At 40.6% G+C, this 14,229-nt stretch carries 14 protein-coding genes and 1 other RNA gene; all 15 read right to left on the bottom strand.

The window, feature by feature from the left end:
- Positions 1 to 82 precede the first annotated feature (82 nt).
- The 15 genes from ACSSTM_RS15070 to ACSSTM_RS15000 all read right to left on the bottom strand — a co-directional run bounded on the left by ACSSTM_RS15070 (position 83) and on the right by ACSSTM_RS15000 (position 14,089).
- On the bottom strand, positions 83 to 217 hold the full coding sequence (locus ACSSTM_RS15070) for a hypothetical protein (RefSeq protein ID WP_262417031.1): 135 nt from the start codon (positions 215 to 217) through the stop codon (positions 83 to 85).
- On the bottom strand, positions 214 to 2,649 hold the full coding sequence (locus ACSSTM_RS15065; protein WP_034659996.1) for a heavy metal translocating P-type ATPase: 2,436 nt from the start codon (positions 2,647 to 2,649) through the stop codon (positions 214 to 216). Before ACSSTM_RS15065 ends, ACSSTM_RS15070 begins: the two co-directional genes overlap by 4 nt.
- An 81-nt stretch (positions 2,650 to 2,730) precedes the next feature.
- Complete coding sequence (gene copZ, locus ACSSTM_RS15060; protein ID WP_095285778.1) at positions 2,731 to 2,937, bottom strand: copper chaperone CopZ; 207 nt, start codon at positions 2,935 to 2,937, stop codon at positions 2,731 to 2,733.
- An 84-nt stretch (positions 2,938 to 3,021) separates the two neighbouring features.
- Positions 3,022 to 3,327, bottom strand: a complete 306-nt coding sequence (locus tag ACSSTM_RS15055) for a metal-sensing transcriptional repressor (RefSeq protein ID WP_034659999.1) — start codon at positions 3,325 to 3,327, stop codon at positions 3,022 to 3,024.
- A 101-nt stretch (positions 3,328 to 3,428) separates the two neighbouring features.
- Positions 3,429 to 3,884: a DUF6376 family protein gene (locus tag ACSSTM_RS15050; RefSeq protein WP_034660001.1), complete on the bottom strand. Its 456-nt coding sequence runs from the start codon at positions 3,882 to 3,884 to the stop codon at positions 3,429 to 3,431.
- Positions 3,885 to 4,138: 254 nt separating this feature from the next.
- Complete coding sequence (locus ACSSTM_RS15045; protein ID WP_437404223.1) at positions 4,139 to 5,749, bottom strand: histidine kinase N-terminal 7TM domain-containing diguanylate cyclase; 1,611 nt, start codon at positions 5,747 to 5,749, stop codon at positions 4,139 to 4,141.
- 1,113 nt (positions 5,750 to 6,862) lie between these two features.
- On the bottom strand, positions 6,863 to 7,783 hold the full coding sequence (locus ACSSTM_RS15040) for a terpene synthase family protein (RefSeq protein WP_034660005.1): 921 nt from the start codon (positions 7,781 to 7,783) through the stop codon (positions 6,863 to 6,865).
- Between the two features lie 257 nt (positions 7,784 to 8,040).
- Positions 8,041 to 8,220, bottom strand: a complete 180-nt coding sequence (locus tag ACSSTM_RS15035; protein WP_080869546.1) for a tryptophan RNA-binding attenuation protein — start codon at positions 8,218 to 8,220, stop codon at positions 8,041 to 8,043.
- A 519-nt stretch (positions 8,221 to 8,739) separates the two neighbouring features.
- Positions 8,740 to 9,102, bottom strand: a transfer-messenger RNA (tmRNA) gene (gene ssrA / locus ACSSTM_RS15030).
- Positions 9,103 to 9,278: 176 nt separating this feature from the next.
- Positions 9,279 to 9,749: an SsrA-binding protein SmpB gene (gene smpB / locus ACSSTM_RS15025; protein WP_012011279.1), complete on the bottom strand. Its 471-nt coding sequence runs from the start codon at positions 9,747 to 9,749 to the stop codon at positions 9,279 to 9,281.
- Between the two features lie 136 nt (positions 9,750 to 9,885).
- A complete protein-coding gene (gene rnr / locus ACSSTM_RS15020) occupies positions 9,886 to 12,228 on the bottom strand; it encodes a ribonuclease R (protein WP_034660007.1) in 2,343 nt (780 codons plus the stop codon).
- A gap of 19 nt (positions 12,229 to 12,247) precedes the next feature.
- A complete protein-coding gene (locus ACSSTM_RS15015; protein ID WP_034660008.1) occupies positions 12,248 to 12,994 on the bottom strand; it encodes an alpha/beta hydrolase in 747 nt (248 codons plus the stop codon).
- A gap of 124 nt (positions 12,995 to 13,118) precedes the next feature.
- Positions 13,119 to 13,352 (bottom strand): preprotein translocase subunit SecG, encoded by a 234-nt coding sequence (secG, locus tag ACSSTM_RS15010; protein WP_003212746.1) that lies wholly within the window; start codon positions 13,350 to 13,352, stop codon positions 13,119 to 13,121.
- Between the two features lie 186 nt (positions 13,353 to 13,538).
- Positions 13,539 to 13,829 carry an AbrB/MazE/SpoVT family DNA-binding domain-containing protein gene (locus tag ACSSTM_RS15005; RefSeq protein WP_003213714.1) on the bottom strand — a complete coding sequence of 97 codons (291 nt, stop codon included), beginning with the start codon at positions 13,827 to 13,829 and terminating at the stop codon, positions 13,539 to 13,541.
- 26 nt (positions 13,830 to 13,855) lie between these two features.
- On the bottom strand, positions 13,856 to 14,089 hold the full coding sequence (locus ACSSTM_RS15000) for a helix-turn-helix domain-containing protein (RefSeq protein WP_024426059.1): 234 nt from the start codon (positions 14,087 to 14,089) through the stop codon (positions 13,856 to 13,858).
- Between the last annotated feature and the right edge of the window lie 140 nt (positions 14,090 to 14,229).

Raw genomic sequence — 14,229 nt, 5'->3', positions numbered from 1 at the left:
AGTGAATTTTTTATGAAAAATCTTTTAAAAGGTGGGTTTTTCCACAAAATTGTTAAAAAAAGACTTCGCTTTTGGCGAAGTCTCAATGATCTTGCATATGTTCACTTGGCGGTTCTTGCTTTGGATAAAATTCATCATACATAGCATATCCAATAAGAACAAGAGCAACATAGAACAATGCACTAATCGTCCAAATCCATTTGACATTCAGCTTCATTGTGCCACTCCCTCTCTAACCGGTTTCAAACGCTGCAATCTGAGCGCATTCAATACAACCGACACGGAGCTAAAGGCCATTGCTGCTCCTGCAAGCCATGGCGCAAGAAGACCAAAAGCAGCTATCGGTATCCCAATGCAGTTATAAGCAAGCGCCCAAAATAGATTTTGCTTGATGTTTCTCATTGTTTTTTTACTAAATTCAAGCGCATCTGCAATGGCATGGAGGTCTCCTGTCATGAGCGTGATATCTGCTGCTTCCATGGCAACATCTGTCCCTGTTCCAACTGCCATCCCAATATTCGCTGTCGCAAGAGCCGGGGCATCATTGATGCCATCTCCGACCATGGCGACTTTCTTTCCTTGTTCCTGAAGCGCCGCAATGTGAGCAGCCTTTTCCTCAGGCAGGACTTCCGCAATGACATGATCAATGCCCGCCTGTTTCGCAATCGCGTCTGCCGTCAGCTTGTTATCACCTGTCATCATCACAACGTGAATCCCTTGCTCTTTCAGACGCTTGATAGCTTGAGGTGAGGATGATTTGATCGTATCTGCCACTGCGACAATGCCGGCGACTTCGCCGTCAATCGCGACAAGCATAGCTGTTTTCCCTTGCTGCTCCAGTAGTGTGACGGATGCTTCGACTTGATCATATGGGATATGATGTTTCTGTAATAGCTTACGCGTTCCAATCAAAAGCTTGTGTCCTGCGGCCTTTGCTTCAATTCCATGGCCTGGGTCTGCTTGGAAGGCTTCGATCTCGACCGCTTCAAGACCTTGTTCCTTCATTCCGTCTGTGATCGCTCTGGCAAGCGGGTGTTCCGACTGCTGTTCTGCCGATCCTGCTAGCTGAAGCAGCGTATCTTCTGTCCAATTGTCAGATACCATCACATCTGTCAGACTCGGCTCCCCTTTTGTCACAGTCCCTGTTTTATCTAAAACCACTGTGTCAAGTGATTGGGTCACTTCTAAATGCTCCCCGCCTTTAAACAAAATGCCTGATTCAGCTGCACGGCCGCTGCCAGCCATTATAGAGGTTGGTGTGGCAAGACCGAGCGCACACGGACATGCGATGACGATGACTGCGATAAACGTTTCAAGGGCTGACGTCACATTTCCTGGGTCAATAAGGAAAAACCATATCAGGAACGTGAGCACAGCAATTCCTACAACGATAGGAACAAATATCCCTGATATTTGATCTGCCATCCTTTGAATCGGTGCTTTTGAGCCCTGTGCTTGTTCTACGACTCTGATAATCTGTGAAAGGGCGGTCTCTTTCCCAACCTTTGTCGCTTTCACTTTCACAAACCCATTTTTATTGATGGTTGCCCCGATGACCGCATCACCAGCCGTTTTATCAACAGGCAGACTTTCTCCCGTAATCATGGACTCATCAATTGCGGTTGTTCCCTCCACGATCTCTCCATCTACCGGCACTTTCTCACCCGGTTTGACAAACACAAGATCATTCACTTTTACTTCGGAAATAGGCACGGTCATCTCTTTTCCATCTCGCTCGATGACCGCTTCTTTCGCTTGTAGGCCCATCAGCTTTTGAATCGCTTCTGATGATCTCCCTTTTGCTCTTGCTTCCATTAATTTTCCGAGCACGATCAACGTAATAAGCACAGCACTTGTTTCATAATAGAGGGCTGCCTCACGTGTGCCTTGAACCGCTGACTGAATGCTTTCGTATAAACTATAGAAAAACGCAGCTGATGTCCCAAGTGCGACAAGAACATCCATGTTGGCACTTTTATTACGTAAAGCTTTATATGCTCCTACATAGAAGGGCCAGCCGACAATGAACTGAACCGGCGCTGCTAAAGCCAGCTGAACCCATGGATTCATGAACGCTTCTGGCAGCCAAATAAAAGACGTGAAGGAAAAATGGCTGACCATTGCCCAAAGAAGCGGCAGTGACAGGATCATTGAAAATAAAAAGCGTGCCGTCTGCTTCTCTATTGCTGCTTGGCGATGATCTTTCTTTCCTTCTTCTGCTTCGTCTGCAGCTGGTTCAATTAAAGAATATCCAATGGACTGAACCGCCTCCTTTATATCACTTGTAGACGTTTGGCCAGGGTGATACGTGACCTGAAGTGTCTCAAGCGCAAAGTTCACAGATCCGTGATCAACACCATCCATCCGGTTAATTTTTTTCTCGATTCGGTTGGCACAAGCCGCACACGTCATTCCCTCTATATCAAACTCTGCTTGCTCCATCACCACACCGTAGCCAAAGGATTGAATTTTTTGCTTCAGATCATCTGGTGTTAGTTGTTCTGTTTCATACACAATATGAGATGTTTCCAGCGCCAAATTCACATTGGCATCCTCCACACCTTCCAGCCTGTTCAATCCCTTTTCGATGCGGCCTGCACAGGCAGCACAGGTCATCCCCGTAATTTGAAAGTCGATTTCCTTTTTCATTGATCTCACCTCTCCACATACTCCATAGGGGTATCTTTTTTTGAAAAAAATACGCGCTGACACATGCAGCACGTATATCATTTATACGACATCATATCCCTGTTCTTCAATCACATCAGAGATTCGGTGTAACGTGACTTGATCAGGATGAAATGAAACATCCACCTGTCCCTTGTCTAAATGGACTTTCACCGATTCAACACCTGTTAATTCTCCTACATTTCCTTCGACTGCTTTCACGCAATGTCCACAAGACATGCCCTGCACTTGAAGTGTTGCTTGTTCCACTTCTCATCGCCTCCTTCAATCATTTACTACAACTTACTATACCCTAGTAGGGTATCGATGTAAACATAAATAATTCTTAATGTGCTACGATTTTGCCAGTTTCGTAAAGACGTTCATTAACTCTTCAATGGCTTCATCCCCGTTGCCGCTCTTAATGGCATCCGCTACGCAGTGATGTGTATGCTTTTCCATCAATTGAAGACTAACTTTTTTCAAAGCCGCATTGACAGCGGAGATTTGATTGACAACATCTATACAGTAACGATCGTTTTCAATCATTTGCTGAATCCCGCGCACTTGTCCTTCCACTCGTTTCAACCGATTGATCAATTGATCTTTATCCTTCTCGGCTCTAGGCGAAGCCATATGTCTTTCTTCATGTTCTGTCATGTAATCACCTTTTTTCTAATAAGACTTGTTTTTATTTAAATTAAAGCATATCTTCACCGGAAAAGGCAAAGATATGCTGAACACACTCTCTAGTGTTTGCCTTAGTTTGTTAATTGTTCAATGTCCTGCAATAGATTGACGGACTGCTGAAGCTGCTTGATCAACCCTTGCTGGTCCTCAAGCATAGCAGCAACGTCGATGTTGTCCGCTTTCAATTGCTGTAAATACGTTTGAATTTCCTCTGACAGCACCTTATTTTTTTCAATGATCTGCACATGCAGGTCTTCTGCTATTTTTGGTGCTGTCAGTTCATTAAATTCTTGAATGTCTGCTTTCAATGATTCAAGCTGCTGGGTTAATTCTGCTTTTTTGGCGGCGTTTTTTACAGCTTCTTCTGCGAGCTGTGGAAAGTCCTCCGTAAATTGCTGAATGTCCGTCACATACTCATTTGCCTCTGTGACATATGTCGTTGTATCACTTACTTGGTCAAGCAAACCGGAGCATCCACTTAATACAAGCGTGCCCGAAAATAACAAAGAGATCACATATTTTTTCAAGATCGATCATCCTTTCATCTGCGGTATTGAAAACATCATTTGTCCCGCTCCCCCATCACACAGATGCAATAAGACCTTAAAAAAGCCAGACCTTTGCCTCATGTGTGATAGGCAAAGGTCTGGCTAACATGTTCATGCCGGAATGGCCGAGAAACAACGTGAGTTTCTGTAATGACGACCAAACCGTAAAAGCTACTCCCCTTTAGGAAACCGTTCAAATGTTATGTTTATCATATCGAATGTCAGGACAACAGTCAATGAGAAGCTGGCGGTAGATCATGCTCTTCATACAGCATATAGTCCGCTCCAGTTGACGCATAAATCCGGTTGCGCCCTTGGCGTTTTGACATATACAAGGCTTGGTCCGCTTCAAATAGAAGAGTTTCTAATACATTTTGATCATAAGCTGTATGAGCGATTCCAAAGCTCGCTGTCACTCGCACTTTTTCCTCATCAGTCTCAAAGAAACTCGTCTCAAACGAATGTCTCATTCGCTCCGCAATATGACATGCCTCTTCAAATGAATGATGCGGCAGACAAATAGCAAACTCTTCTCCGCCATATCGTCCGAATAAATCGTCCATCTGTAAATGCTGCTGACAAATGGTGACAACATGACGCAGCGCCTCGTCTCCAATATGATGTCCATGCGTGTCATTGATTTGTTTAAAGAAATCAATATCAAACAGCAAGATCGCCGTATCCTGCGCATCCTCTTCCAAGATCATCTGCGTTCGTTCAATAAAAGAAGAACGATTGAAGATATTCGTCAACCCATCAATATACGCACGACGCTCCAGCTCTTCCTGCAGCAAACGCTGCTCTGTTACATCACTGATCACAATTTGCCTGCCCTCGATCTCTCCTCTTCTATTAAATAACGATGAAGCGGTCAGGTGATAATAGCTGGACTGATCTTCTTCCTTTTTCCACATTAAATCATATTGCGAATGATCCTGCGGAGAACGCAGCCACTGAATGAACGCGGTATCTTTGATGATCCCTGAGAAAATATCGTCAATTTTATAGCCAATGCCCTTTTTATTAGAAAGTGCTGGAATGATCGATGCAGCAGCGGGGTTGTAATCTATGAGTGTCCGGTATCGATCTAAAATGAGAACCCCTTCAGACATATGCTCAAACACACGCTCCATTGCAATGGGAGAGAGCTTAAAGAGCTGGAACGACATAATCGCCCATAAGTAGAGTGCATTGGTTAAAAACATCACCACAGGGACCGGGTCAATATGAAGAGGCGTAACGCCTAATAAATAGATAAAAGATGTCGTGATTGGCAGTAACATTCCCACTAGCAAAATGAGGATCTGCTTTAAATATTCTTTTTTTGTGACACGTAAAAACCAAACCAGCATAAAAATAGCGAGCATCGAACAGCCAAATGTATAGACGCCATGAATGATATACCAATAGCCAATCGTAAAATCAGCCAATAAAAAACCGTCTACTGGATTCATCGTGATGCTACGATAAAAGAGTGAATGAAAAGAGTTGGTGAACACCATAATGGTGGTGAGAGTTGGAATCAGTAAGATGAGAAGCACGCGGCGCTTTGTGAAATATTGATGGAATCCCGTAAATTGCAGCACAATCATCAGACTGAATGGTGCGATGAACGGAAGACCTATGTATTGAAAACAAACCCAGAACATGATCTGTCCAGGTGTACTTGCCAATAATTCAAACGTGTGCCCAAAGATATAAATCGCAGTTGCTCCAGACATGTACATAAACAATTGACAGCCAATATACCGGCGGCGGTTCGCATGAGCAATGATTGATAATATCACGGACAGAATGCCAGAAACACTCATGATCACAATAAAATGTAAAACAATCGAATCCATGTAAACGCCCCAATTTCAGTTATTTAGAACTAGTCTAATCTTACTATATATGAGGACGTCGCAAATGGGAAGGTGTGAATTTGATTTGGTTGGAGGTTTTTTGTAAAGTTTCGGTCGTTATCTGTTCGTGATCCCTTATATTTTCACTACTTTTTGCTTAATTTGAGGGAGAAGTATGTTGCGGTAGGTGAAATATCTGTACAATGTGGAAATCGGGGATCAATGACGAGGAGGCTTACAAAGTATATGACTTTTTTGATTATTATGGCGGGGCTATTTATGCTGATTCTCTTAGAGAAGCCATTTGAGAAGAGAAGTTCTGGGTTGATATTTTTGGTGAGTTATTTACTACTGATTGCAGTTTATGTGATTCAAACAACGTTTGTGGAACTCTTATCTAATCAGCTCTTACTCATCATTGCTATTATAGTTGTTTGTCCTTTGTTAATTCGATTTTTACAGTTGTTTCGGGGAACATAAGTTGACCAATACATTAAAAAAAGATGCTGGCTATCGGCATCTTTAAGTTTTCCGAGAAAATCTCGTCAGTCTTATTTTCTTCTTAATTCCATCCATTTTATAATAGAGAAATTTCTCGTTAAAGCAAGGTGTTGTTCTCATATTCCACTCTAGAAATCCTTCTCAACACAAAGCCGATTTTGTATTGCTAGATTATTCCGATTAATGGCTTGAAGAATAATTTCATTGAAAATGTCCTGGAAAATCGTTGTATCTTTAAATCGAGTAAGGCGATGCCAAATGATAAGGAACGGGGTCATTGATGCTCAAACCTAAAAACATCAATATTCTATGCTATGCCAATTGATCTAGTGGTAGAAGCCACGTTCTTTTAAACCGATTCACCCCAACTTAAAGAAATGCAAACAACATCAATAAATATCCACGACCCTGTTCCTTATCATGAAGCATTGGTTCTAAAACGTTTTCATATATTAGTCGTACAAAACCTCCCTCATATTAAACATAATATAACCTCTTTTTATAAAGCGGAGCCACATATATAATGAGGGGTAATAGTCATCATAAATATACAGTATATATTTTTATTTAATAGCACTATAAGGGTAGCAGTTATCATTTAAGAATAATAAATTAGAACCTTTTAGTCTTCATACTCCATTCATAATGTCCTCGAACACCATTCTCCAACCTAGATATGAATTTAATCATACCACTATCAAAAGGCTCATTACTGATAAAGACTTTATTTTTAAGTTCAATGAATGTATTAATTTCTATGTTTAACATTTCCTTTGCTCTATCTAAAGCTGTCTCTATTGAACAATTTTCTTGTTTTTGCAGAATGATAACCAAATTATGAATTTCATCATTCTCAAATTCTTTTTTAAAAGATAATAAATCATTTGTCCAATTTACTATTTTATTGATAGAGTTAATTAAATCTCTCAGTAAAATACTACGACTAGAAGCAGGAATAAAACTTCTACCTCCTCTTTCTATTAGATCAAAACAGACAAAAACACTTCCACTATGCATCCTATGATTGACGTACTCTTCTAGAGTTGGTATGCACTTTTCTTTTTCATTTTTAATTTCCCATTTAATAGAATTAAAACAATTTTGAATACTTTGAATAATTCTTTTTTTCCATTCATCAGGCATTCCTATACTAAGACGTTTCCACCAATCATGCCACGCATATAAAAAAGTATCATCATCATAAAATGCTCTTTCATTAAGAATTTCAATTATCTTTTTAGAATATATATCATATAACTTTTGATTGTTCAAATTGTCGCTATAATCATCCAATATACAAAACAATAAAAGATAATCAGAAGACAATCTTACACTGTCGTAAGAGTCATAAGGTTGAGAACGTCCTGCCAAGTATGAAATTTTTTGTCTTTCATATCTTTTTATGTTTGAATCATTCATTAAATTATTAATTTTAGCCCAATTAACTGTGTCTTCATGTACTTTTTTAACATAAGGATTGATAGAACTTTCGAAACATTCTTCTATTTTCGGTATGTTTTTTACTTCTAACATTTCGTCCTCCTAAAAATTATTTTCTTTTTTATGTATTTACCCTGTTTAAATTTTCAAAAAACGCAGTTAATAATCTTGTTTTTCTGTCTAAAAAAAGGTAAACAGAAAAATGCTTATCTCAACAGAATAATTAACAAAAAAATACCATTTACCTGTTTCCGCAGGGTAAACTATAAAAAGAGACTTGAACAATATTCCATTATTAAACAAACAGTTGGTTCAACTTTGTTCTTGTCTTTGTACAGAATCTCTTTGAATTAATTGCGTATATGCTTCTTCATAAAATGAAGTAATGTTTGGCCTAAAGCAGTTAGGATAACACCTTTCCCATCACATTTTGGGCATATTTTTTCTTCGTTCTTAATAGAAATATGACTTGTCCCATTACAATTAGGACAAACATGCTCTAAATCGTCTGTTGATATAATGACTGACATCTCTTTCACCTCAACTTATAGAATAATGATGTTTCTTGGCCAAACCTTAAATCTAATAAGATCCATAAACATACATTTTGTTAAATAAAATTTCTATTTGGCAATAAAGATATCATATTATACATAATTAAAGTGCTCAATGTTTGAGTGACAAATTAATCTATTAAGGAGGCTTTAAGAGAGCTGCATTGTGCAAACCATTAATTGAGCGACCAACATAAAGCCCTGAACAATTAAGGAATCTCAATACACCACAATGATTAAGGATGTTTTTAGCGAAGTAATTAAATATTTATCATTTTTTGCTCCTCTATAAACTGCACCATTAGATTCTGCTCCGACATACGCTTCACAAAGTCTGTCAAATCAAGTGATGGATCTATTAAAGGGCATAAAAAAAGACGCTCAAAAAATAGCGCCTTTTAAAAATAATGATAGAGTTTTGGAACTTCTAAAATGATGCCAAACCCGTATCAAGGGCTTTCAAACCCTTGATACCCGACTGCATTCTAAAAGTTTTGATGGAGACGGTGGGAGTCGAACCCACGTCCAGAGACATCGATTACTTAAGCGTCTACGAGCGTAGTCAACATATTTCGTGTTCACTCATCCGCATGCCTGCTGACGGGCGCTTGGAGAGCTAGTCTGATGGATCTCTTCTTACGTCCTCAGACGGAAACGTAAGCGTAGCCTACTTCATTGGGCTCCTCACAGACACATAGGCGATGTCAGGAAGAGCTCGCTGCACTTATTAGGCAGCTAGTGCTAAGTTTTGGTTAAAACTTTTAGTTTTGCCAGTTACATTTAAGTGCGTGTTAACGAGATCGCCTCTCGGCTCGCAGCCTAAGCTCGAACCATCCCTGTCGAATCCGTAACGTCCCCTTGTAAAAGGGATATACGGGATGGAAACGTTCAGCTTAACTGCTTCCGTATATAACTATTATAACAATCTCTTCGCTTGAAACAACTGGTGGTTTCTGTAAGAAAAGCAATGATTGTTTACTGCATAACATATTGTAGCATAATGCTTCCGCTCTCAGCAAGCCATCTGCATCAGGCTAGAATTGCTTTTGACGATCACGGAAGGCACGCTCGATTTCACGTTTTGCATCTTTTTTCTTCAGATCTTCACGTTTATCATATTTCTTTTTCCCTTTACCAATTCCGATCAGCACTTTGGCAAAGCCATTTTTTAAATAGAGTTTCAGAGGCACGAGTGAGTAGCCTTCTTCCTTTGTCGCACCAATCAATTTACTGATTTGCTTGCGATGAAGCAGCAGCTTTCTCGTTCTCAGCGGATCATGGTTATAACGGTTCCCCTGCTCGTATGGGCTCACGTGCATGTTGTGAAGAAACACTTCTCCTCGCTCGATTTTGGCAAAGGAATCTTTTAAATTCACTTTTCCTGCACGAATCGATTTGATTTCAGTTCCTTGTAACACAAGGCCGGCTTCATACGTTTCTTCTATAAAATAGTCATGATTTGCTTTTTTGTTTTGGGAAACAACCTTTCCCTCTCCCTTTGGCATTGGCGTACACCCTCCTTTTGCAAACACGGTCCAAATCGTACGGATTATTTTATCAAACAATCCAGCTTTCGACAATGCAGACGCCATATGGTCAAAAAGCAAATAGAGCGTGACGCCCTATTTGCTTTTTGGCACGTTACTTTTTCTTTTTGCGCTTTTGTTTTGGCGCGTTATCAAATACGCGTTTTTTCTTTTTTTTCTTCTTACTGCCTGTGAACCAGTCACTTCCGCCTTTATCTTCCTTTGGTTTATCCCCAGAGGCATTTTGACCTCCGCGTCCTTTTTTCGCTGGTGAATCTGTCCGTTTTTTGAACTTAAAATCTTTTGGCGATTTACGGCGGGTGCCTTTCATGCCAACGATTTCAAAATCAATGGAGTGCTCATCTTTATTGACACTAACCACTTTGACAGTGATTTCGTCACCGATGCGATATACATTTCCTGTCCGCTCACCGATCATGGCAAAGTGCTGTTCATCAAAGCGATAATAGTCGTCTGTCATGTAGCTGACATGGACAAGACCTTCAATTGTATTCGGCAGTTCAACAAATAGTCCGAAGTTCGTCACGGAACTAATCATGCCATCAAACTCTTCACCGATTTTATCAAGCATAAATTCTGCCTTCTTGAGGTCATCTGTTTCACGCTCTGCATCGACTGAACGGCGCTCCATTGTAGACGCATGATCTGCGATTTCAGGCAGCAGCTGGCCCCACTTTTCTAGGGTTGCTTCGTCTGTCTTTTTCTGAATCAAATAGGTTCTGATCAGTCTATGCACGATTAAATCCGGATAACGGCGGATCGGTGATGTAAAGTGCGTATAGAATTCCGTTGATAACCCAAAATGGCCGATGCTTTCTGGATCATACTTCGCCTGTTTCATCGAACGAAGCATCACGGTTTGTATCACAACTTCTTCTGGTTGATCCCTCACAGCATCAAGTACACTTTGAAGTGCACGCGGGTGGATGTTTGTCGACGTTCCTTTCACAATGTAACCAAACGTTGTCACGAACTCTAAAAAGCGCTGAAGCTTCTCAGGATTTGGTTCTTCGTGAATTCGATATATGAAAGGTACATTCAACCAGTGGAAATGCTCTGCAACCGTTTCGTTTGCAACAAGCATGAATTCTTCAATTAATTTCTCTGCGACAGATCGCTCACGAACGACAACGTCTTTCGCCGCTCCTTCATCATCTACAAGCACTTTTGCTTCCTTGAAGTCAAAGTCTACTGCCCCGCGCTCCATTCGTTTGTCGCGAAGAATCTCTGCAAGCTTCTCCATCTCTTGGAACATTGGCACAAGCGGCTCATATTTGTCTAAAAGCTCTTCGTCTTGGTCGACTAAAATCTTATTCACATCAGAATAGGTCATTCTTTCCGTCGTTTTGATCACACTTTGGAAAATCTCATGTTTGACGACCTTCCCATTTCGATCGATGACCATTTCACAAGACAGGGTGAGACGATCGACCTTCGGATTCAATGAGCAAATACCGTTTGACAGGCGGTGCGGGATCATCGGAATGACGCGGTCTACGAGATACACACTCGTTCCACGCTCATAAGCTTCCTGATCAATCGGGGAGTTCTCTGTGACATAATGAGAGACATCTGCAATATGCACCCCTAGCTTATATTTGCCATCACCCAGCTTTTGCACCGTAACGGCATCATCTAAGTCCTTCGCATCTGCTCCGTCAATTGTTACAATCGTTTCGTTGCGCAAGTCACGTCTGCCTTCCAGGTCTTTTTGATCAATCGTTTCAGGTGTGTCTACTGCCTGCTGAAGCGCTTCTTCTGGGAACTCACCTGGCAGGCCGTGTTTATGAATGATCGATAAAATATCAATGCCAGGGTCATTTTTATGACCGAGGATTTCAGTCACTTCGCCCTCTGCACTCATTCTTCCTTCTGGGTAGCTTGTCAGCGTCACGACCACTTTATGCCCTTCGACCGCTCCATTTTTAGCGGATTTCGGGATGAAGATATCGGTTGTGATTTTTTTATCATCAGGAATGACAAAGCCAAAGCTTTTCGTTTCTGTGTAGGTACCGACAACCGTCTGAGTATTACGCTCCAGAATTCGGATGACAGTTCCTTCTTTTTTTGTGCCGTTTGATTTGTGGCTGACACGAACCATGACCGTATCACCATTCATCGCTGTGCCTAGCTCATTAGGCGGAATGAAAATATCATCCTGTCCAAACTCTTCTGGTGTCACAAATGCAAAGCCTTTTGCATGAGCAGACAGCTTTCCTTTTACCAAGTTCATTTTTTCTGGTACACCGTAGCGATCGCTGCGCGTGCGAACGATGAGTCCTTGATCTTCCAGCATCACAAGTGCTTTGACGAGCTCTTTATAATCATCAGGATTGGTAATCTCCATCATCACTTCCAGCTCTTGAACGGTTAACGGTTTATAAGCTTCATCTTTCATAAAAGCGAGTAATTCATCCATAAATTCTTCTTTTTGCACACTCTAACCCCCTATATATTTAAATTGACCAATTAAGTGATTCTAAGAATGCATATACATCCTGATGAACCTTCTCGCGCTCTTTATCAAGCGTGATCACATGGCCTGATTCTTCATACCATTTCAAATGCTTTTGATCTGTCTCTACTTCGTTATAAATGATATTCGCACTGTCTGTATTAATCATATGATCATGACGTGCCTGAACAACAAAAGTAGGTGAATAAATCATGTCGACATTGTTTCTGACATCTGCAATCAGTTCTTGCAGGCTCCTCAGTGTACCCATTGGCGTTTTCTTGAACTCTTCCATTTCCTGTTCAATCTGCTCCTCTGACTTACCCTCGAATTTCTTATAGTTACGGGCATATTCTAGTACACCCTGGTACATGACTTCTTCACTTTTTATGTACATAGGTGCACACATAGGTACAATTCCCTTTACAGGTACAGTGTAACCTAATTTCAATGAAAAAACTCCTCCGAGGGATAGTCCGCAAACCGCAATTTCCTCATAGCCTTCATCTTTTAAGAATTGATAGCCCTCTTCTACATCTTTCCACCAGTCAGCCGGGCCAGATTGGACAAGCTCTTCTGGCGGCACACCGTGTCCTTTATATTGAGGTGCATGGCATGTATACCCTCTTTCGTTCAAATAACGGCCTAGCATTCGAACATCGGCTGTATTCCCAGTAAAACCGTGAAGAAGAAGCACCGCCTTTTCTCCACCTTTAAACGTAAATGGTTTTGGTGTAACAACTTTCATGATGTGACTTCCTTTCCTTCCGATATGGTTTATATTTTCCACTTGTATGTATGAAACAAACACAAAAGAGTGCTGATAATAAAAAAAGGTCTGAAAAAAGATCAGACCTTCTGTTACTCGCGCCTTACACGCCTAGATATGCCAATGCAAGTGTTAAGATGAAGAAAAGCACTGACAAAATAACCGTTAATCGGTGAAGTATCAAGTCAAGGCCTCTCGCTTTTTGCTTACCGAAAAGCTGCTCGGCTCCACCTGAAATAGCGCCTGACAGTCCAGCACTTTTACTTGATTGTAACAATACAACGATGATAAGTGCGATACTGACAATTACGAGTAATGTGATAACAAATGCGTGCATGAAAACACCTCCAGACAAACTGGTACACATAACTTTATTTTACATGAAAACAAGGTGCATGTCACGAAACATCAAAATAAAGATTCCCTCTATATTGTCGACTTTATTCGTTATTTTGATTCAATTTCATTCCAAAGAGTAGTATGCAGCATTTTTTATATGCAATTTTCGGTTAAAAACACGTTTTTAACGGGTTGCTTCTTCTTTCAATAGCTGTTTTAATTCTACTAACAAACGTTCAGCTCCTTCAGGACTCAGCATCACTTTCCCATTTCCATAGCTTTTGTTGTACTTCGTCACTTGTCCAGTTAACAGGCAGCTCTTATCTGCATCATATTTTTTTAGCATAATGGTTTGATCTTCAATGAAAATTTCTAACAGCTGCTCTTCTTTAATATTGAGTACCTTGCGCATTTCTGAAGGCAGAACAATTCTGCCTAGTGAATCAATATGTCTGACCATCCCAGTTCTTTTCAACGACATTGCCTCCTTGATCATTTCATTCATTGACTTTTGTCAATATCTTCATAGTAAAATAGATCTTCAAATTTTTTATCAAAGTAATGAATCATTTTGCCAATGACAAGCTGGCCTGGTTTCCGATGACCATTTAATACCCTGCTGAGTGTGGCAGGAGAAATGCCAATTTCATCAGCGAGCTGATTTAAAGACATATCGTTTTCGATCATATACTGCATGACAAAAGCCCGCCTGATCTGAATCTTTTCGACCATCATTACAACCTCCTATGGAATCAATATGTACAACGTGCAGGTGCTCACTTGAAACAGACCGTTAACTTAAGTCAACACTTTTACCCCTCTGCTATTTCCTTTGGTCAATGATCATACTAAAATAAGTCATATACTGAAATGTG

Origin of the sequence: Bacillus sp. RK1064, from assembly GCF_051488405.1 — a bacterium.
Lineage (GTDB): Bacteria > Bacillota > Bacilli > Bacillales > Bacillaceae > Bacillus.
Note: the sequence above shows the minus strand (reverse complement) of the source record. Positions and strands in the feature narration are given on the sequence as shown.

Bases quoted from the DNA above. Each gene is read 5' to 3' on its own strand.
- ACSSTM_RS15070 (WP_262417031.1), bottom strand. From the start codon at position 217: ATGAAGCTGAATGTCAAATGGATTTGGACGATTAGTGCATTGTTCTAT.
- ACSSTM_RS15065 (WP_034659996.1), bottom strand. From the start codon at position 2,649: ATGAAAAAGGAAATCGACTTTCAAATTACGGGGATGACCTGTGCTGCC.
- ACSSTM_RS15055 (WP_034659999.1), bottom strand. From the start codon at position 3,327: ATGACAGAACATGAAGAAAGACATATGGCTTCGCCTAGAGCCGAGAAG.
- ACSSTM_RS15045 (WP_437404223.1), bottom strand. From the start codon at position 5,749: ATGGATTCGATTGTTTTACATTTTATTGTGATCATGAGTGTTTCTGGC.
- ACSSTM_RS15040 (WP_034660005.1), bottom strand. From the start codon at position 7,783: ATGTTAGAAGTAAAAAACATACCGAAAATAGAAGAATGTTTCGAAAGT.
- ACSSTM_RS15035 (WP_080869546.1), bottom strand. From the start codon at position 8,220: ATGTCAGTCATTATATCAACAGACGATTTAGAGCATGTTTGTCCTAAT.
- smpB (WP_012011279.1), bottom strand. From the start codon at position 9,749: ATGCCAAAGGGAGAGGGAAAGGTTGTTTCCCAAAACAAAAAAGCAAAT.
- ACSSTM_RS15015 (WP_034660008.1), bottom strand. From the start codon at position 12,994: ATGAAAGTTGTTACACCAAAACCATTTACGTTTAAAGGTGGAGAAAAG.
- secG (WP_003212746.1), bottom strand. From the start codon at position 13,352: ATGCACGCATTTGTTATCACATTACTCGTAATTGTCAGTATCGCACTT.
- ACSSTM_RS15000 (WP_024426059.1), bottom strand. From the start codon at position 14,089: ATGATGGTCGAAAAGATTCAGATCAGGCGGGCTTTTGTCATGCAGTAT.